Here is a 17,755-nt window from a genome sequence, read left to right as displayed (position 1 = left end):
TGCCTTGTCAAAGGTCTTTCTGAAACACGATTCGGGCAGGGTTGCCGAACACGCTGGCGCCGGCTGGTACGTCCTTCACCACGACTGCACCCGCGCCGACCACTGCGCCGTCGCCGATGTGGATGCCGGGAATGATGGTGGCGTGTGGATGGATCGTTACCTCGTTGCCAATCACCACGCCGCCGCCAATGAAGACAAAGCTGCCGATCTGCACGTAGTCGCCGATGCTGACCTCGTGCGCGATGATCGAGGTGGACAGCACGGTGACGAATTCACCAAGCCGGCTGCCCGAGCCGATGGAGACGCGCGAATCGAACACGCTGCCCCGACCGATGTAACCGACAGCTGCTTCGCGCGATGGTGGCGGGTGGAACACAATGAAGTCTGCGCCCCTTTCGATGAGCGCCCGGGCGTAGCGCCGCCTCGCTGCTGGGTTACCGATTGCGCAGATGAAGATGTCGCCTTCTGCCGGTTGGTAGGTTGCAGGGTCGCCGACGATCGGCCAGCGCGATGTGCCCTGCAGGTGCATGCGGTCATCCAGGAAGCCCTTGATGTCCCATTCGACACCGTGGGCCGGGTCTTCGTGATACGCCAGCGACGCAATATCTCGTGCGAAACCGCCCGCGCCAATGATCAGCAGGTGCGAGGGCGGGGTGGTTCTATCGGCCGTCATGCGAACTCCACACCTCCATCCATGCTGAAGGCCTGCCCAGTCACCTTGGTGCTGGCGTCGGAGAGGAAGTACAGACAGGCCAGCGCGACGTCCTCGGGTTGTCCGATACCCAGCGGGTAGCGCTTGCGGCTTTCCTCGAACCAGGCCTTGTCCTCGTTGATCAATGAGGTCTCGACCAAGCCCGGGCACAGCGCATTGGCGCGAATCTTCCGGCGTGCCAGTTCCAGTGCCAATGGACGCAAGGTGCCGATCAAGGCAGCTTTCGAGCCGGCATACGGGCCGACGCCGACGGTGCCGGTCAGCGCCGCGATGGACGAAATGAACAGCACCGAGCCGCCGGAGCGCAGCGACTGCTTCGCCAGCAGATGCCGCGTCAACATCACCGGCGCCACGTAGTTGATATCCATCACCTCGCGCAAGAACTTGTCGCTGACCAGCTTCATCGGCGAAAGTCCGCGAATGCCGGCGCTGTGTACCACCCCGTCGACCGGCCCGCACTGCGCGGCCAGGTCCTGCAGCACGGCTGCCTCGCTCAGGTCGCCAGCGAACAGGCGGTGCCCATCGCCTGGCAACGCGGCCAGCGTTGCCTGCAGGCGCTGTTCGTCGCGTCCGGCAATCAGCAACTGCGCGCCCACGTTGGCGCAGGCCAGCGCCACTGCTTCACCGATGCCCTTGGAAGCGCCGGTGACCAGCACGGTCTTGCCGTGCAATCCATACAGATCGCGCAGCAGCGCGGAGGCAGTGTCCATCGTGAGCACGGCGGTGTCCAGACTCATAGGCGGATCGGCAGGGAAATGCCGCCATCGATGGTCAAGGTGCTGCGGGTGATCCAGCGGCTGGCAGCGGAGAGCAGGTAGGCCACGCCCTTAGCGACATCATCCGGATCGATACGGCCCAGCGGAGTAAGCCCGATCTTGTCGTCCATGTCTGCGGCGGTACCTAGTTTTTTCAGCATCGGTGTGTCGACATACCCGGGAGCGACGCAATTGGCGCGGATGCCGTGCCTGGCCTGCTCCAGGGCCAGCGTTCGCACCGCCGCTTCGAGCGCAGCCTTGGACGCGGCGTAGCCTGCTGCTGCCTGCGGAGCGGCGCGTGCGGACAACGCGGTGACGTAGACCAGTGACGCAGAGCCAAGCAGACGCTTCTTGACGAGCAACTGCTGGGTCAGGCTGACCGGCGCCAGATAGTTCACCGACAACATCTGCTGCAAGTGTTTCTCGGCAGCCATACGGAACGGCACCAGCGCAGCAATGCCCGCACACGAGGCCAGTCCGTGGTAGCCCGGCGCTGCATCCACCAGGCGCTTGCGGGTGTCCTCTTCAGTGAGATCGCCTGCGACCACGCTATGAGCGGCGCCGTGCAAGGTCGAGGCCACGGAATTCAAGCGCTCTTGGTCGCGACCGGTCAGTACGACGGTCGCACCTAGCCGCGCGCATAAAGTCGCGACCGCGGCGCCGATCCCCGAGGAGGCACCAGTCACCAGAATGGTCTTGTCCTGCAGGCCGAATGCGTCTGTAATCGCAGCCGTCATGCTCACGACTCGATCAGATCGGGAAACACCGCACCATCGATCTCCACCAGGCATGTGCCCCAAGACAAGCCGATGCCAAAGCCGCACAACAGCACGCGCTTGGGTCCGGATTCCAGTTCCTTGTTGATGCGCGCGGTCATGGTCACCGGTAGCGAGGCACCGCTGGTGTTGCCGAAGTCGCGCAGCGTCGAAGGCACCTTTTCCACCGGAAGACCAAGCTTCTTACGGATGGTCTCGTTGATCATGCGGTTGGCCTGGTGGAACACGAAGTAATCCACCTCGTCCTTGGATACGCCAGTGTAGTCGAGCAGTTTCTGCACCGCCGGCGGTACACGCTGGGTGGAGAAGCTCAGCACCGCCACGCCGTCCAGGATCAGGTCCACGCCGCGCCGCCAGGGACCATCGGGTTCTTCTCGGAAGGGCATCAGGTGCTGCATGGCGACCGGTTCACGGTGCCCGCCCACCGGCAGGATGATCGCCCTGTAGCCGCTGCCGTCGCTGTTGAGGTCGAAATGCATCGGCGGCGCGTCGGCACTGAATTCCAGCGCGGTGGCGGTACCCGAATCGGAAAAGATCGGGTCTTCGAAGTTGGCGCTGCGGTCGCCGACCAGCAACAGGCCCTTCTTGACGCCGCCGGCGGCGATCATCGAGCCGAGCAGGTTGATGCCGAACGGGTAGGCCGAGCAGCCCAGATTGACGTCGAAGGCGACCGTGGCATGCGATAGCCCAAGCCGATCCTGCAGGATGATGGCGGTGGCCGGGATCGGGTAATCCGGCGACTGGGTTACCACGATCAGTGCATCGATCTCCTCGCGCTTCCACTGCAGTTTTTCCAGCAGCACTTCGGTCGCATCGAAGGCCAGGTCCGAGAAGCACTGCCATTCCGAAGCCATGCGCCGGGTCTCGATGCCGATGTTGCGCACCAGACGCTCGCGTTCGGAGCGGATCTGCGGCCGGCAATCGGTGAGGTTGGACACGACCCGCTTCGGCACGCAGGTCGCCATGCCGGCAAAGCGGACGTTGTGCAGCGTGGAGGTCGGCATGGTGCTTACGCCTCGGTCAGTTTGTAGAGATCGCCAACGGTCACGGCCGCGGCCAGGTCTTCGCCGGTGATGGTCTTGCCGTATTCCATGTCGAACATGACGATCACGCCCAGCGCTGCCAGCGAGTCCCACTCCGGCAATTCCAGCAGTACGGTGTCCAGCGTGACCTCCACTGGTTCCTGAAAATCGGTAGCGGAGAGGAAGTTCTCGATAAACGTTGCCTGGGTCATGCGATCTCGCCTGGTTGCCTGTGGTAGATGGGAAAGTCCGGAGATACGGTACAGCGTGACGCGCTCATGTGGTCTGTTCGCCGGCGATCAGGTCGGCGATGGCATCGACCTGGTCGGCGGTGAGGCCGGGAAAGATCGGTAAGCACAATACTTGCGCAGCTACCGAACGCGCTACCGGCAGCCACGCCGGAGCCGACGAGGGCAGGGCGCGATACATCGGAAAGTCGCTGATCAATGGATAGAAGTAGCGCCGCACCAGGATGCCGTGTTCGCGCATCAACCGGTACAGCGCATCGCGCGACAAGGGGTAGTCGTCCTGGACCAGGATCGGGAAGTACGCATAGTTGGCGCTGGACCGCGCCGAGCGCGCGACGCAATGGATGCCACGCACCTCGCCCAGGCGCTGCCGATACTGCGCGTCGATCGCGCCCCGCTGCGCGATGGCATCGTCGATGTGCTGCAGTTGCAACAGGCCGAAGGCAGCGCTGATCTCGTTCATCTTGCCATTGATGCCCGGCGCCACCACCGTGGTCTCGTCGACGAAGCCGAAGTTCTTGAGGTGCCCGATGCGTTGATAGGTCTTTTCGTCGGGACAGACGATCGCACCGCCTTCGAAGGTGTTGAACACCTTGGTGGCATGAAAGCTCAGCACGCTCAGGTCGCCGTGACGCAGGATCGATCCGCCGTCGTCGCGCACGCCGAAGGCATGCGCGGCGTCGTAGATCACCTTGAGGTTGTAGATGTCGGCGATGCGCGTGATCGCGCTGGTGTCGCAGGCGGTGCCGTAGCAGTGCACCGGCATGATGGCGGTGGTCTGCGGGGTGATGGCCGCTTCGATCTTGGACGGGTCCATGTTGAGCGTCACCGGGTCGATGTCCACGAACACCGGGGTGATGCTCTTCCACAGCAGCGAGTGCGCGGTAGCCACGAACGAGTAAGGCGTGGTGATCACCTCGCCGGTGATGCGCAGCGCCTGCAGGGCGGTGATCAGCGCGGTGGTGCCGTTGGTCAGCAACGCCAGATGCGGCACGCCCAGGTAGTCGCACAGCGCCTTCTCGAGCGCATGATGCATTTCGCCACCATTGCTGACGATGCGGCTGGTCCAGATCCGTTCCAGGTAGGGCAGGAACTCCTCCAGCGGCGGCAGCAGCGGACTGGTGACGGGTATGGGCATCAATGCCTCGCTGGTGCGGGTGGATGTCGGGAAGCGTCCGCAGCCCCAGCTGCGGACGGGATGATCCGAGGAAGCAAGCGCTATGCCAGCGAGCCGGACCTCAGCGGCCTTGCGCTCAGTTGGCCAGCTCGGTCTGTTCGCGATCGATGCCGTACTTGCGCAGCTTCTCCACCAGCGTGGTGCGACGCAGCCCCAGCAACTGCGCCGCGTGGGCGACCACGCCCTGGGTGCGTTCCAGCGCCTCGTTGATCAGGGCCAGCTCGATGTTGGCCATATGCCCGCGCAAGTCGATACCGTCGTCGGGCAGGCTGGCCGCAGAGGCCGGTTCCGCATCGGCGGTCTTGGGCTGCAGGGTCACCACGTTGCTCGGCAACGCACCGGCATCGCCGGAGGCGGCGAGCATCGCAGGTTCCGGCGGCAGCTCGGCCGGAATGGCGGAGGCGAAATCGCCGCGATACCGGGCCGGCAGGTCCTGCACGCGCACCAGGCCGCCCGGGTGCAGCACCGCCAGGCGCTCCACCAGGTTGGTCAGCTCGCGCACATTGCCCGGCCAGTCGTAGCTGCGCAGCGCCTGCAGGGCTTCGTCGGCAAAGCGCACTTCGCCGCGGCCGGTGCGCGCCAGCTGGCCGGCGATGGTCTGCACCAGCATGGCCAGATCGTCCACGCGCTCGCGCAGTGCGGGCATTTCGATCGGGAACACGTTGAGACGGTAGAACAGGTCCTCGCGGAACTGCCCGTCGCTGATGCGCGCCTCCAGGTTGCGGTGGGTGGCGGCGATCACACGCACATTGCAGCGGATGGTCTGGCCACCGCCCACGCGCTCGAAACTGCGCTCCTGCAGCACGCGCAGCAGCTTGACCTGCATCGGCAGGCTCATGTCGCCGATCTCGTCCAGCAGTAGCGTGCCGCCCTCGGCCATTTCGAAGCGGCCCTTGCGTGCACTCAAGGCGCCGGTGAACGCGCCTTTTTCATGGCCGAAGAGTTCGCTTTCCAGCAGGTCCGGAGGGATCGCGCCACAGTTGATCGCCACGAATGGCCCGTCGCGGCGCGGCGAATGCTGGTGGATGGCGCGCGCGACGACTTCCTTACCGGTACCGGACTCACCCAGCACCAGCACGGTGGTGTCGAATGCGGCCACCTGGTCGATCAACCGCCGCAGTCGGGTCACCGCCTCGCTGTTGCCGGTCGGGCCACTGTCCTGCTGCACGCCGGCCTGGTGCTCGGCATCCAGCCGCTTGAGGCTGGCACGGCGTAGCAGCGCTTCCAGCTGTGCGTGCCGCAACGGCGTGTCCAGCGCCCAGACGTTGGCTTCATGCAGGCCGTGCGCCTGTGCAAACTCGCTCGGGCTGCCTTCCATCAGCAACACTGGCGGCGGCAGCTTGGCATCGGCCAGCCAGTCGAAGAATTTATCGGCCTGCGCAGCGTCCTGCGCCGACCCCACCATCACCGCCATCCATTCGTCGTGGCGGTGGCGGCCAGGGTTGATGTCGGCGCCGTCGGTGACCCAGCGGGGATTGAAGTCCATGAATTCGAGCAGCGAGACGGTGCGCTCGGCGCGGACGGCGTCGCTGTCGATCAACAGAATGCGGGACTCACTCATTCCTGGCTCCTTCCGTCAGGCCCTCCAGGATTGGCATGACTTCCTGGATGTAGGACAGCTTGCTGACAAAATTGTCAGCACCCGCGCGAAGAGCGTGTTCACGATGCTCGGCATCGTCGAAGTGGCTCGCAATCACAATATACGGCGGATCGTCCTGCGTCTTGATCAGACGCGTTGCCTGCAGGCCGCCCATCTCCGGCATGGCCAGGTCCATCAGCACGACATTGGGGCGCAGCGACTCAGAGCGCTCGATCGCTTCCAGTCCATTGGCGGCACTGCCCACGATATTGAGCCACTCCACCTTGCGAAAATGACGCATCGCAGCGTTGATGAAGCCCTCGTGGTCGTCGACCAGCAGCACGGTGAGTTTGCTCATAGTAGTCCTTATCCCGCTCGCGCAAGCAGCGGTTTGGTGGTGCGGCGGCGCTCGCGTGCCGGGGCGATGTCCAGTTGTTCGCGGTACTTGGCCACGGTCCGGCGCGCAATATTAACGCCCTGGCGCGACAGCAGGCCGGCAATGGCTTCATCGGCCAGCGGCCGGCCGGCCGGCTCGCTCTCGATCAGGCGGCGCACCATGGCCTTGACCGCCTGGCCGGAGACACTGGCGCCTTCCAGGCGCACGGCGAAGAAGTGCTTGAGCTCGAAGGTGCCACGCGGGGTCTGCAGGTATTTGCCGGTGGTGATGCGCGAAATCGTCGATTCGTGCATGCCGATCTCGTCGGCGATTTCCTTCAGTGTCAGCGGTGCCATCGCTTCCTCGCCACGGGCCAGGAAGGCGGCCTGGCGCTCGACGATGGCGCGGGTGGCGCGCAGCAGGGTCTCGTAGCGCATCGACAGGCCACGGGTCAGCCAGCGCGCTTCCTGCAGCATGTCGCGTAGTGGCTGGGCGGCCTCGCCGGCCTCGGCCAGCGCGCGTTCGTGCACCGGGTTGATGCTGACCCGGTGCGTGGTGGCCGGGTTCAGCGCCACCCGCCAGCTGTCGTCGGCATGCCAGGCGAGCACGTCCGGGATCACGCTGGCGTTGCTTTCTTGCAGCAGGTCGTCGCCTGGGCGCGGTTGCAGCGACAGGATCAGCCGCACCGCCTCGCGCGCATCCTCCACTTCCGCATCATGAGCGCGCGCCAGCAGCGCATAGTCGTGGCTGGCCAGCAGGTCCAGATCGCCGGCCAGGATGCGGCCGGCCAGGTGGCGGGCCGGCACGCGGCCGGGCAGGGCGGCCAGCTGCGCCTGCAGGCATTCGCGCAGGTCGCAGGCGGCCAGGCCAGCCGGATCGCCATGCAGCAGGCGCTGACGGATCGCTTCGACGGCCTGCACGCTGATGCCCAACCGCGTGGCGCCGAGTTGCTGCAAGGTGGACAGTGCGTCGGTCAGGTAGCCGGCATCGTCGGTATGCTCCAACCAGAACGCGGCGGCCCCCAATGCGGCCTCGTCCAGGTCCAGTGCCAGCTCGCGCAGGATGCGCACATGCGGGTCGGTGGATTCGCCCGCGGCCACGCGCTGCATGCGGTCGTCGTCGCCGTCGTTCCAACTGCTGCCCTGCACGTCCCACATCGTGCTTTCCGGCAGCTCGTCGAACGCGGCCACATCGGTAGCGCCATCGTCGTCGGTGGTGGCCGCGTCCCCGTTATCGGCCAGCTCTTCCAACTCCAGCAACGGATTGGTTTCCAGCGCGCGACGAATCTCCAGTTCCAACTGCATGCCGTCCAGTTGCAGCAGACGGATCGACTGCAGCAGCTGCGGGGTGAGGTGCAGTTGCTGGCCAAGCTGGGCGGAAATGGTCGTCTTCATCGAAGCGCTTCCGAAGGGCACTGCATGCAGCAGCGATGGAACGCATCTTGCAGGACAACACGACGGGTTTCTAATCGGGGAGTGGGGTGAGGCAACTCATGATTTTCCCGACAGCGCGTCGGGAATCTCCCGACATTTTCGGCGAGCTCGAGCGTGCCTGACGGAATTCCGTCACTGTTTGAGGCCGAAATGGCCCCGGTACCCCTTTCACCATCCTGACGGCCGGGCAAACGGCGTGTGGCGAATCGCTCAGACCAGCTCGTTGTGGTGCTTGGCCGCCAGCAGCACCAGATCGTTCGCACGCCGGCAGCCCAGCGACTCCATCATGCGCGCGCGATGGGTTTCCACCGTCTTGACGCTGATCCCCAGGTCGGCGGCGATTTCCTTGTTGCTCTGGCCGCGACCGATCTCGCGCAGGATCTCGCGCTGGCGCGGCGACAGGGCGGCGATACCGACCGGCTTTTCGCGGCCCAGCATCGGAGCGATCATCTTGGATGAAATCTGCGGGCTCAGGAACACCTGGCCGGCGGCCGCGGCGCGCAGCGCCAGCTCCAGCTCCAACGGAGCTGCGTCCTTCACCACGAAACCCACCGCGCCGCGATCGAGTGCGTCGCGCACGTGCACCGGGTCGTCGTGCATGGACATCATCACCACGTGCGTACGCGGCGCGGCGCGCAGCACATCGGTCATCGCGTCCAGTCCGCTGCGCCCTGGCAGCGACAGATCCATGAGAACCAGATCCGGGCGATGCAGGGATGTCATATCCAATGCTTGTTGCGCGTTGCTCGCCTCACCGACCACATCGATACCGGCGAAGGTTTGCAGCAGCCTGGACAGGCCTGCACGGACAAGGGTGTGATCGTCGACGATGATGACTCGCACGGCGCAGAAGAGACCTTTTTCGGTATAGGGCACCTTAGCCGACCGGACGCCTGACGCCAACTAGCGACTTCAACGCTGGCGGCGGGCTTCGGCGATCTGGCGGCGGTGCAAACGAAACAGATGACGTTGCAGAGCATCCTGCAATCCCGGTGCAAGCGGTGCGAAGCGCAGCCACACCCACTGGTCGTGGCCGTCGCCCGCGCTTGCCAGCACCTGTGCGGGAAGCTGTACAAGTTCAGGAAGCCAGTCGGACGGTTGCAGGCAGACCACGCCGGCGGTGCCCGCCGCATGGCCGGTCGCGCAATTGAGACGGATGCCGCGCACCGACCAATGCACCAGGTTCTGGACCAGGCCACTGTCGCCCTGGCGCACCAGGCGGCCGATCAGCGCCAGCATCAGATCCAGCTTGGCATCCATGCGCTGTACCAGCAGCGGCAGCTCGCCGCGGTCTTCGCTGGCTTCTTCGCTGCGCAGGTCCTCGACCTGGCCCAGGCTGCGCAGCAGGGTCTCTGCGGCGCTTTGCGCACCGGCGTCGCCACCGGCGCGGAAGCCGGCCGGCAGGCGCAACTCGCAGCTGAGCGTGTCGGCAAACAGCTCGGCCTCGGCCGCGGGCGCGAGTGTGCCGAGTGCGGACATCAGATCCGGCCGATCCGTGCGTAGGCGCGACTGGCCGAAGACGAGGTGCGCTGCGCGCGAATCAGGTCCAGCAACTTGCGCTGGCGCTCGCGCATCAGCCGCATCAGGTCCTGGTGCATCGTCAGCAGCGTCTGCAGCGCATCGCGGTCCTGGTCGAGGTCCACGTGCTGCGCGTACTGGCGCAGGTGCAGGTCGTGCGCATCCAGCATCAGCGGCATGACTTCGAATTCCTCGTTCGCCATGGCGATCCGGATGTCGGCCATTTCGGCCTGAAGGCTTTGCACGCTATGCATGGTCGGACTCACGAAACGGCGGAAAGGCCGCGTTGTTCGAGGGGGATGGAGTTCCACGCCGAATCGATTTCGCTGAGCAGATCCAGCGCTTCGGTCAACGCGGTGTCGTCGTTGTGCAGATTGGCTGCAGTCAGGCGCTGCATGACGTAGTCGTACAGGGCCGACAGATTACCAGCGATCTCGCCGCCGGCTTCGTGATCGAGCGAGCCGTTCAAATGGCCGACGATCGCGCATGCTTCGCCGATGGCCTTGCCCTTGCGCGCCTGGTCGCCCTGTACCAAGCAGGCCTGGGCCAGACGGATGCGCTGGCAGGCGCCGGCGAACAGCAGCGACACCAGCTTGTGCGGGTCGGCTTCGGTCACGCTGGTGGACACGCCGACCTTGCGGTATTGCTCGGCGTACTGACGATTGGAACCGTACATGGATGACTCCTCAATGGGCTGACCTTCGCGGGTCCCGGAGCGCTGCGCTCCTGCGACGACGCTCCTGCCGGAAGACAAGGCCGAAATCACGATAGGCCCTTCTTGTATCGGCAATACCCTGACAGGACTTGAGGATCTGCATCACGGAAATCAGCTCGTCAGCAGGCTGCTGAGCGAGCTGGTGCTGCTCTGCAGCTGGGTGATCATCTTCTCCATCGCAGTGAACTGCTTGGTGTACATGTCCGACAGCTTTTCCATGCGGGTGTCGAGATCGTCCAGCTCGTTCTCGTAGCCCTTGATCTCCTTGTTGAGCGTGTCTGAGCGGATGGTGAGCGCGCCGTTGTTGACGTTGAGATTGGCGTCCAGCAGCTTGGTCATGCCAGCGCCGAACTTGCTGTCCTTGCCCAGCACGCTGGCAGCTGCATCCGGGTCGGCGTTGATGGCGGCATCGAACTTGCTGCCATCGAAACTCATCACGCCGTCCTTGTCCAAGGTCAGGCCCAGCGCCTTGAACTCGTTCAAATTGCCTGCCACCTGGTTGCGTAACTGCGTCTGCAGGCCCCGCACCAGCGAATCGCCGGTCAGTGCCGCGGCGGTCTTGGTGGTGGGGTCGTAGCTGCTGCTCTTGGTCAGCAGCGTATTGGCGGTGTTGTAGGCGGCAGCAAACGCCGTCAGGTTGCCCTTGAGGCTGCTGCTGTCGGGCGCGATGCTCAGGCTGAACTTGGTGCCTTCAGCTGCCTTGGTCAGGTTGAGCACGGCACCGGGCACGAGGTCGGTGATGGTGTTGGAGCTGGAGGTACGTTCGAACCCGTCCACCCGCACCAGCGCATCGGCCGCGGCCACCGCTTCGGTCATGCCGCCGGTAGCGCCATTGCCGAAGGTCAGGGCATTTAGGCTCGGGTCGCTGGCGCTGACCGTCAGCGCCCCCTTGGTGCCGGTGTCGATCGCATTGAAGACCAGGTGCTGGCCGTCATTGGCGGTCACCACGCTGGCGGTTACGCCCTTGCCGCCGGCCGCCTTGTTGATGGCCGCGGCGATGTCGGTCAGCTTGTCGGTACCGCTGACATCGACGGTGATGCTCTTGTCGCCATAAGCCAGGGTCAGGGTACCGCTGCCAACGGTCGCATCGGCAACGTAGGCGCCGGAGGACAGCTTCTGCGCGGTGGCCAGCTTCACCACTTCCACCGAGTAGTTGCCCGGGGCAGCGGTACTGGTGGCGCTGGCAGTGAAGCCCGCGTCGGTCTGCACAGTGGCCTTGAAGGCCGGCGTGTCGGCACTGCTGGTCACCTTGTCCAGTGCGGTCTTCAGCGTGGTCATGCTGCTCTTGACCTGGCTGATGGCCGACAATTTGGTGGTGGCCGCCGTGCCCGCCTTGTTGATCACCGCCGCAGCAGGATCCTTGCGCCGCGAAACCAAGGTGGACACCAGGGTTGGGATATCCAGTGTCGAGCCGGTGATGCCGGACGTCGCCATATTGCATTCCTCGCATGAGCGTCCGGGTGCGGACGCAAGGGATTACGAAACGGGTATCGGCCGCATCCGGGTGGACTTTAGCGGCAGCGACACGTCTCGCTCACGTGCAGGGTCTATGCAATTTCCGTGCCCCGGTAGCGTCAAGGGCGTGACGCCAAGGCCTTGGCAACAAAAAAGCCCCTCCGAAGAGGGGCTCTTGATATGCCAGGCGTCGCTGCGGATTACTGCAGCAGGCTCAGCACGTTCTGCGGAACCGACTTGGCCTGGGCCAGCATCGCGGTACCGGCCTGCTGCAGGATCTGCGTGCGGGTCAGCTCGGCGGTTTCCTTGGCGTAATCGGTGTCGCGGATACGGCTACGCGAGGCCGACAGGTTTTCCGAGGTTGCGCTCAGGTTGGCGATGGTGGAGGTGAAGCGGTTCTGCACCGCACCCATGTCGGCGCGCGAGGAGTTGACCGCGGTCAGCGCCTTGTCGACGATTTCCAGGGCCTTCTGCGAGCCGGCGAACGTGGAGATGTCCAGGTTGCTCAGGGTCACTGCGGCGGAGCCGGAGGCCGCCGAGGCGGTCTGCAGGCCGGCACCGACGGTGACGCCGGTGGCGCTGGAGGTACCCATGGTCAGCGAGGTGAAGTCCTGGCCGGCCTTCAGCGATTCCAGCTTCAGGTTGCCGCCGGTATCGATCGAGGCGTACATGCCGGTCTGGTCGAGCTTGTCGTTGATCGCCGCTGCGACCTTCTTGTTGATCGCTGCCGCGTCGTCGCCGTTGGCAATCTTGACGTCGCCGATGGTGACGGTCTTGGCGGTGCCGCTGGCATCGTTGAACGCCAGCGAGATGCCGGTGATCGAGCCGGAGGCCGTCGCGGTGCCGGTCACGCCAGCGCCCGACACCGAGGCGGCGAAGTTCGCCTTGCCCAGCGAATCGACGTTGGCGTCGACGATGCTGTTGATGCCGATGGTCTGGCCGGCGTCGGCGCCGACCTGGAACAGCGCGCCGGAGAAGTCGCCGTTCAGCAGCTTGGTGCCGTTGAAGTTGGTCTGGTTGGCAACGCGGTCGATTTCGGCGGTGAGCTGCTTGACTTCGGAGTTCAGCGCGTCACGGTCGCTGGCCGAGTTGGTGGCGTTGGACGACTGCACCGACAGCTCGCGGATACGCTGCAGGTTGCTGCCGATTTCGACCATCGCGCCTTCGGCGGTCTGGGCCAGCGAGATGCCGTCGTTGGCGTTGCGCGAAGCGACGTCCAGGCCGCGGATCTGGGTGGTGAAGCGTTCGGAGATCGCCAGACCGGCGGCGTCGTCCTTGGCGCTGTTGATGCGCAGACCAGAAGACAGACGCTGGATGCTCGTCGACATGCTGGCGCTGCTGGTGTTGAGGTTACGCTGAGCGTTCAGCGACATTACGTTGGTGTTGATTACCTGTGCCATTTTGATTTCTCCTAAGCGATTTTTCCGGCAAGGGGGACTTGCCCGGAGCCTCCGCAGGGGGGCCATCAAGTTGGCCGTTGCCGCTGCTGAGATGAATAACGGCGTTGCGTCAGGAACCTTTAGCGAAATTCAGTATCTTTTTACTGTTTTTCTGCCGCAGGACGAAAAGCGTAAGCGTTGCGTATCAAGGGGTTTGGTTTATTCGGCAGCACCCCGTGGATCTTTAGCGTTGGTATAAAACTCAAGCAATAAACTCCGTCCGCCTGCACCGGGACTGCCGTGCAGGAGCGAAGCAAAACGCAGGTTTCCTGCGCGAAATCAGCGGATCATGTTGAACAAGGTCGACGACTGCATCTGCTGGAAGATCGTTTGAGCGGCCTGCAGGGAGGCCTTCTCGAGTTCGTACTGCCCGATCGCGGTGGCGTAGTCCAGATCGCGGATCGACGACAGGGTGGTCTTGAGCGTGACTTCGTTGGAAGCGAGCAGGGAGTTGGCATTGTTGATGGCCGACAACTGCGCGCCACCGGAGGCGCGCGCGTCGATCATCTTCGACGAGGCCTGCGCGATGTCGCGCATCGACGACTGCAAGGTGTTGATCATCGCCGCCTTCTGCGGCTTGGTCAGGGTGTCGGAGTTGAGCGCTCCGACCAGATCGTCGATGGTGGAAAACACATCCTTGGTGCCCGAGGGGCCGATCTGGAAGCTGTCGCCCACCGCCGGTGCGCCGCTGATGCGCATGCGCACGCCGGCCGCGTTGATGTCTTCGCCATCCTTGTAGGTGCCGGTGCCCACCACCGCATTGGTGCTGTCGCGCACTTCATAGGTGTCGGCGGCGGTGAACTGCACGCTGTAGCTGCCGCCGTTCCAGCTGCCGGTGCTGGCATCGCGGCTGAAGTCCAGCAGCAGGCCGGTGCCGGCATTGGCGGCGTTGGCGTGCGCGTCCACGGTACCGTCGCCGGTGCGGATGCGCATGAAGATTTCGCTGCCGGGCAGGGTGTCGCTGACGAAGGTGTCCGGTGCGACCTCGACCTGCTTCTGGGTCTGGTCGCCGTTGTAGGCCACGCCGCCACTGCTCTTGATGAACGGCGCGCTGCCATCGGCGGTGCCGCCGAACAGGTAGCGGCCGGTGCCGTCGGTGCTGTTGGCCAGGCTCACCATGCTGTCGCGCAGCGCGGTCAGTTCCGAGGCGATCGCCTTGCGATCGTCCGGGCTGAGCGAGGAATTATTGGCCTGCACCGCCAATTCGGTGACGCGCGCCATTTTGTCGCCGGCTTGCGACAGGGCATTTTCCTGCAGCCCCAGCCGGTTCTGCACGTTGTTGGCGTTCTCGCCGAAGCGGGTGATGGCCGCGAGCGCGCGATCCAGGCCCACCGCGGTGCCGGCGGCAACCGGATCGTCCTTGGCGGTGACCAGGCGCTGCCCGCTGGAGAGCTGCGATTCGAGTTGATTCAGCCGCGCCTGCTTGGCCCCCATCGAGGCGACCGACTGGCTGTACATCATGCTGGTAGAGATACGGTCGGTCATCAGCGTACGGCGCCCAGGATGGCTTGGAAGATGGTGTCGGCGGTGGAGATCATCTGTGCGGCAGCCTGGTAGGCCTGCTGCAGCTTCAGCATGTTGGCGGCTTCCTCGTCGAGGTTGACGCCGGAGATCGAGTCGCGGCTGGCCTGCGCCTGGTCGTCGATGACCTTTTGCGCATCCGAGGCGTAGCTGGCCGCGCGCGCGGCCGAACCCACCGAGGTGGTCAGGCCGGACAGCGCGCCATTGAGCGTGACCGTGCCGCCGCTGAGCGCCTTGGCGTCGTCGATCTTGGCCAGTAATTTGGCATTGCCGTTGTCGCTGGAGCCGGCGCCCATCGGGCCGACGCCGAAGGTGTCGCCGGCCCTGGGCGCGCCGTCCAGCGCAAAGCTCCAGCCATTGGCGCTGATGGTCTGGCCGGCGGTGTAGGCGAACGGGCCGGCGCCATCGATGGTGTACTGGTTGGCGTCGATGAATTCCACCGACGACGGGGTCAACAGCGCCGGGTTCTGCGCGTTGGTGACCTTGACGTCGCTGATCTTGCCGGTGCCCAGGTTGGCGACCGTGGCGGTAGCCTTGACCGGAGTGGCCGCGGCGATCCGCGAAGGATCGGTGATGGCCACCGACAGGGTGCCGGCCAGCCCGGCGGTGGGCTGCAGCAGGAACTTGTCGCCGTTGGCCGGAGTGCCGCCGACCACCAGGCTGACGCCGTTGAGCACCAGCGGATTGGCCGCGGTGCCGGTGCCGGTCATCGGCACGGTGGAGCCGGTGCTGGCATTGGTGGCCTTCCACACGCCGGCGTCGAAGCTGAGCGTGACGTTCTGGCCGTCCACTGCCGACATGTTGCTGAAGCTGGCGCTCAGCGCGGCGCTACCGGTGTTGGCGGGGTTGGCGGCGGTGGTGGGCGAACCGATGTTGAAGAAGTTGCCGCCCATCGCGCCGTACAGGTCCATACCTTGCGCGTGGCCGGCATTGAAGGTGCTGGCCATGCCTGCGGCCAGCCGGCCCAGTTCGGCCTGGGTCGGTTCCAGCACGCTGCTGCGGAATTCCAGCAGGCCGCCGATCTGGCCGCCCAGCGAATTGGCGCTGAGGCTGACGTTCTGGCCCTGCGTCTGCATCGCTACCTGCAGCTTGGTGGGCTGGTACGGGTCGGCCACGGTGGTGAGCTTGGCCGCGGTGGTGCCCACCACCAGCGCCTGGCCCCCGGCGGTGAAGACATTCATGAAGCCGCCGTCCTGGATCACCGCGGTGCCGCCGGTGTAGCCCACCAGCTTGGACACCAGCGCATCGCGCTGGTCGAGCATGTCCGGCGATGCGTTCTGGGCACTGCTGCCGATGGTGCCGTTGATCTTGGCGATCTGTTGCGTCAAGCGATTGACTTCGTCCACCGAGGACGTCAACCCACTGTTGACTTCATTGCTCAGGCTGTCCATCTGCCCGTTGAGCTGCTTGAAGCGGGTCGCCAGCGAATTGCCGCTGTCGAGCATGCTCTGCCGCTCGGCGGTGGAGGAGGCGTTGGAGGACAGCGCGCTGGTGGAATCGAAGAAGTTCGACCACAGCCCGGCCACGTTGGTGGCGGTGTTGGAATACAGCGCGTCCACGCGGTTGGACAGCGAGGACAGCTGCTGCAGGCGCGAGAGTTCGCCGCCGGAGTCGAGCAGCCGCGAGATGGCCAGCTGGTCGGCCACCCGGCCCACTTCGGTGATCTTGGCGCCATTGCCCACGAACGCGTAGCCCATGTCGGTGGGCGTGCGCGTTGCGAATTCCACACGTTGGCGGCTGTAGCCTTCGGTATTGATGTTGGCGACGTTATGGCTAACGGTCGACAACGCCCGTTGGAAGGCGATCAGCGCGCTGGTCCCGGTGGACATGATGGACATGGACGTTTACCTCAGCGGCGGATGGTGCCGAGCCCGGCCGGCTCGGCGGTACTGGCATAGCGGTTGGACAGATCGGCCGCCGCGTTGCCGATCGCGGCCACCGCACGGTCGATGGTCGGACCGTTGGCGATCGCCGCGATCTTGGCCGCATAGCCCGGATCGGTGGCGTAGCCAGCCTGTTGCAAGCCGCGTGCAAAACCGCGGATATCGGTGCCGGCCTGCAGTGCGCCCTGGTAGCGGCTGTTGTTCTTCAGCAGGCGCACGTAGTCGGCAAAGCTTTCCTCGGCCGAGCCATAGGCGCGGAAATCGGCGGTTTCGCTGGTCTTGACGCCATTGACGTATTCGTGGGTGCCGGTGGTGACCTTGGCGCCGTTCCAGCCGGTGGCCTTGATGCCGAACAGGTTGTTGGAGTCGCCGCCATTGCCGATGCCGCGACGGCCCCAGCCGGTTTCCAGCGCGGCCTGCGCCACCAGCGCGCGCGGATCCACGCCCAGTTCGCGCGCGGCCTTCTGCGCGTGCGTCCAGATCTTGGCGACAAAGCCTTCCGGGGTGCGTTCGCCCAGGCTGGCGGCGGCATTGCTGGCGGCGCTGGCGTTGACCGCGGCATTGGCGTCGGCGGCATCGCTGGCGGCCACGTCGGTCCAGCGGTCATTGGCCGACGGCCAGCTCATCGCGGCGGCATCGTCGCCGCCGGCCTCGCTGCTGCCGGTGCGCCCGGCGATCAGGTCCAGCACCTGGCTCATGCCCACGCCGCCCAGTGCGCCTGCGCCGAGCTTGGCCGCCGCGCCCAGGGTCGCGCCGAGACCGCTGGCCGCGCCTTCGCGGGCGGGCAGCGGCAACGAGGCATCGCGCTTGCCGGCGACCAATGCGTAGGCCTTGGCGGCCTCGGCGGTGTTGAGCGAGGTATTCAATGCCGGGCCGCCGGTCTGGCCGCCCAGTTGCTTGGCGATCATCGCAGACAGGCCCAGCCCCTTGCCATCGGTCAACGCCTTGGCCATCTGCTGGTCGTACATCTCGCGGAACATCTGGTTTTCGCCCGGAAACATCGGGTCGCCGGAGCTCGCATCGCGCATGCTCTTGACCAGCATCTGCGCGAACTGGCCTTCGAGCTGACGTGAGACCTTGTCGATCTTCGCCGGATCGGCCTTGGTGCTCGGGTTGAGATCGATGGGCGAGGCTGCGATACGCATG

Annotated in this window: 18 protein-coding genes; all 18 read right to left on the bottom strand. The window is 65.1% G+C overall.

Translation table 11 applies throughout. From position 1 onward, the window contains the following. Window positions 1–7 precede the first annotated feature (7 nt). The 18 genes from ACCQ05_RS11470 to ACCQ05_RS11385 all read right to left on the bottom strand — a co-directional run bounded on the left by ACCQ05_RS11470 (window position 8) and on the right by ACCQ05_RS11385 (window position 17,754). A complete protein-coding gene (locus ACCQ05_RS11470; RefSeq protein ID WP_228963687.1) occupies window positions 8–673 on the bottom strand; it encodes a NeuD/PglB/VioB family sugar acetyltransferase in 666 nt (221 codons plus the stop codon). After that, entirely contained in the window at window positions 670–1,449 is a 780-nt protein-coding gene (locus ACCQ05_RS11465) for an SDR family NAD(P)-dependent oxidoreductase (protein WP_372390321.1), read from the bottom strand. Before ACCQ05_RS11465 ends, ACCQ05_RS11470 begins: the two co-directional genes overlap by 4 nt. After that, on the bottom strand, window positions 1,446–2,204 hold the full coding sequence (locus ACCQ05_RS11460; RefSeq protein ID WP_372390319.1) for an SDR family NAD(P)-dependent oxidoreductase: 759 nt from the start codon (window positions 2,202–2,204) through the stop codon (window positions 1,446–1,448). The genes ACCQ05_RS11465 and ACCQ05_RS11460 overlap by 4 nt, the downstream gene beginning before the upstream one ends. Before the next feature lie 2 nt (window positions 2,205–2,206). After that, the gene (locus tag ACCQ05_RS11455) at window positions 2,207–3,247 is read right to left on the bottom strand and encodes a ketoacyl-ACP synthase III (RefSeq protein ID WP_372390317.1); all 1,041 of its coding nucleotides are present in this window, start codon (window positions 3,245–3,247) and stop codon (window positions 2,207–2,209) included. 5 nt (window positions 3,248–3,252) lie between these two features. After that, window positions 3,253–3,477 carry an acyl carrier protein gene (locus ACCQ05_RS11450; RefSeq protein WP_104541090.1) on the bottom strand — a complete coding sequence of 75 codons (225 nt, stop codon included), beginning with the start codon at window positions 3,475–3,477 and terminating at the stop codon, window positions 3,253–3,255. Window positions 3,478–3,541: 64 nt separating this feature from the next. After that, window positions 3,542–4,651 carry a DegT/DnrJ/EryC1/StrS family aminotransferase gene (locus ACCQ05_RS11445; protein ID WP_372390315.1) on the bottom strand — a complete coding sequence of 370 codons (1,110 nt, stop codon included), beginning with the start codon at window positions 4,649–4,651 and terminating at the stop codon, window positions 3,542–3,544. Window positions 4,652–4,766: 115 nt separating this feature from the next. Further along, window positions 4,767–6,251 carry a sigma-54 dependent transcriptional regulator gene (locus ACCQ05_RS11440; RefSeq protein ID WP_104541092.1) on the bottom strand — a complete coding sequence of 495 codons (1,485 nt, stop codon included), beginning with the start codon at window positions 6,249–6,251 and terminating at the stop codon, window positions 4,767–4,769. Continuing rightward, the gene (locus ACCQ05_RS11435; RefSeq protein ID WP_005997154.1) at window positions 6,244–6,627 is read right to left on the bottom strand and encodes a response regulator; all 384 of its coding nucleotides are present in this window, start codon (window positions 6,625–6,627) and stop codon (window positions 6,244–6,246) included. Before ACCQ05_RS11435 ends, ACCQ05_RS11440 begins: the two co-directional genes overlap by 8 nt. Window positions 6,628–6,635: 8 nt before the next feature. Continuing rightward, window positions 6,636–8,039, bottom strand: coding sequence for an RNA polymerase factor sigma-54 (rpoN, locus tag ACCQ05_RS11430; protein WP_372390313.1), 1,404 nt, complete (start codon window positions 8,037–8,039; stop codon window positions 6,636–6,638). Between the two features lie 249 nt (window positions 8,040–8,288). After that, window positions 8,289–8,921 (bottom strand): response regulator transcription factor, encoded by a 633-nt coding sequence (locus ACCQ05_RS11425; RefSeq protein ID WP_003482986.1) that lies wholly within the window; start codon window positions 8,919–8,921, stop codon window positions 8,289–8,291. A gap of 69 nt (window positions 8,922–8,990) precedes the next feature. Further along, complete coding sequence (locus tag ACCQ05_RS11420; RefSeq protein WP_372390310.1) at window positions 8,991–9,557, bottom strand: PilZ domain-containing protein; 567 nt, start codon at window positions 9,555–9,557, stop codon at window positions 8,991–8,993. Continuing rightward, entirely contained in the window at window positions 9,557–9,850 is a 294-nt protein-coding gene (locus tag ACCQ05_RS11415; RefSeq protein ID WP_104541095.1) for a hypothetical protein, read from the bottom strand. Before ACCQ05_RS11415 ends, ACCQ05_RS11420 begins: the two co-directional genes overlap by 1 nt. An 8-nt stretch (window positions 9,851–9,858) precedes the next feature. Beyond that, window positions 9,859–10,272 carry a flagellar export chaperone FliS gene (gene fliS, locus ACCQ05_RS11410; RefSeq protein ID WP_029219813.1) on the bottom strand — a complete coding sequence of 138 codons (414 nt, stop codon included), beginning with the start codon at window positions 10,270–10,272 and terminating at the stop codon, window positions 9,859–9,861. A gap of 150 nt (window positions 10,273–10,422) precedes the next feature. Continuing rightward, window positions 10,423–11,745 (bottom strand): flagellar filament capping protein FliD, encoded by a 1,323-nt coding sequence (gene fliD, locus ACCQ05_RS11405; protein WP_372390308.1) that lies wholly within the window; start codon window positions 11,743–11,745, stop codon window positions 10,423–10,425. Between the two features lie 221 nt (window positions 11,746–11,966). Next, window positions 11,967–13,166 (bottom strand): flagellin, encoded by a 1,200-nt coding sequence (locus tag ACCQ05_RS11400; protein ID WP_104541098.1) that lies wholly within the window; start codon window positions 13,164–13,166, stop codon window positions 11,967–11,969. Window positions 13,167–13,484: 318 nt separating this feature from the next. Then, complete coding sequence (flgL, locus tag ACCQ05_RS11395) at window positions 13,485–14,690, bottom strand: flagellar hook-associated protein FlgL (RefSeq protein ID WP_104541099.1); 1,206 nt, start codon at window positions 14,688–14,690, stop codon at window positions 13,485–13,487. Beyond that, on the bottom strand, window positions 14,690–16,564 hold the full coding sequence (gene flgK, locus ACCQ05_RS11390) for a flagellar hook-associated protein FlgK (protein WP_372390305.1): 1,875 nt from the start codon (window positions 16,562–16,564) through the stop codon (window positions 14,690–14,692). Before flgK ends, flgL begins: the two co-directional genes overlap by 1 nt. Before the next feature lie 11 nt (window positions 16,565–16,575). Further along, window positions 16,576–17,754, bottom strand: a complete 1,179-nt coding sequence (locus ACCQ05_RS11385) for a flagellar assembly peptidoglycan hydrolase FlgJ (protein WP_228963666.1) — start codon at window positions 17,752–17,754, stop codon at window positions 16,576–16,578. Window position 17,755: the final 1 nt, after the last annotated feature.

This window comes from Xanthomonas sp. NCPPB 3582, from assembly GCF_041475735.2.
Taxonomy (GTDB): domain Bacteria; phylum Pseudomonadota; class Gammaproteobacteria; order Xanthomonadales; family Xanthomonadaceae; genus Xanthomonas; species Xanthomonas codiaei.
Note: the sequence above shows the minus strand (reverse complement) of the source record. Positions and strands in the feature narration are given on the sequence as shown.

What these genes read in the sequence shown, in the direction of transcription:
- fliS (WP_029219813.1), bottom strand. Translation starts at nt 10,272, where the DNA reads ATGTACGGTTCCAATCGTCAGTACGCCGAGCAATACCGCAAGGTCGGC.
- ACCQ05_RS11460 (WP_372390319.1), bottom strand. Translation starts at nt 2,204, where the DNA reads ATGACGGCTGCGATTACAGACGCATTCGGCCTGCAGGACAAGACCATT.
- ACCQ05_RS11415 (WP_104541095.1), bottom strand. Translation starts at nt 9,850, where the DNA reads ATGCATAGCGTGCAAAGCCTTCAGGCCGAAATGGCCGACATCCGGATC.
- ACCQ05_RS11465 (WP_372390321.1), bottom strand. Translation starts at nt 1,449, where the DNA reads ATGAGTCTGGACACCGCCGTGCTCACGATGGACACTGCCTCCGCGCTG.
- ACCQ05_RS11450 (WP_104541090.1), bottom strand. Translation starts at nt 3,477, where the DNA reads ATGACCCAGGCAACGTTTATCGAGAACTTCCTCTCCGCTACCGATTTT.
- ACCQ05_RS11420 (WP_372390310.1), bottom strand. Translation starts at nt 9,557, where the DNA reads ATGTCCGCACTCGGCACACTCGCGCCCGCGGCCGAGGCCGAGCTGTTT.
- rpoN (WP_372390313.1), bottom strand. Translation starts at nt 8,039, where the DNA reads ATGAAGACGACCATTTCCGCCCAGCTTGGCCAGCAACTGCACCTCACC.
- flgK (WP_372390305.1), bottom strand. Translation starts at nt 16,564, where the DNA reads ATGTCCATCATGTCCACCGGGACCAGCGCGCTGATCGCCTTCCAACGG.
- ACCQ05_RS11385 (WP_228963666.1), bottom strand. Translation starts at nt 17,754, where the DNA reads ATGCGTATCGCAGCCTCGCCCATCGATCTCAACCCGAGCACCAAGGCC.
- flgL (WP_104541099.1), bottom strand. Translation starts at nt 14,690, where the DNA reads ATGACCGACCGTATCTCTACCAGCATGATGTACAGCCAGTCGGTCGCC.
- fliD (WP_372390308.1), bottom strand. Translation starts at nt 11,745, where the DNA reads ATGGCGACGTCCGGCATCACCGGCTCGACACTGGATATCCCAACCCTG.
- ACCQ05_RS11400 (WP_104541098.1), bottom strand. Translation starts at nt 13,166, where the DNA reads ATGGCACAGGTAATCAACACCAACGTAATGTCGCTGAACGCTCAGCGT.
- ACCQ05_RS11440 (WP_104541092.1), bottom strand. Translation starts at nt 6,251, where the DNA reads ATGAGTGAGTCCCGCATTCTGTTGATCGACAGCGACGCCGTCCGCGCC.
- ACCQ05_RS11445 (WP_372390315.1), bottom strand. Translation starts at nt 4,651, where the DNA reads ATGCCCATACCCGTCACCAGTCCGCTGCTGCCGCCGCTGGAGGAGTTC.
- ACCQ05_RS11470 (WP_228963687.1), bottom strand. Translation starts at nt 673, where the DNA reads ATGACGGCCGATAGAACCACCCCGCCCTCGCACCTGCTGATCATTGGC.
- ACCQ05_RS11455 (WP_372390317.1), bottom strand. Translation starts at nt 3,247, where the DNA reads ATGCCGACCTCCACGCTGCACAACGTCCGCTTTGCCGGCATGGCGACC.
- ACCQ05_RS11435 (WP_005997154.1), bottom strand. Translation starts at nt 6,627, where the DNA reads ATGAGCAAACTCACCGTGCTGCTGGTCGACGACCACGAGGGCTTCATC.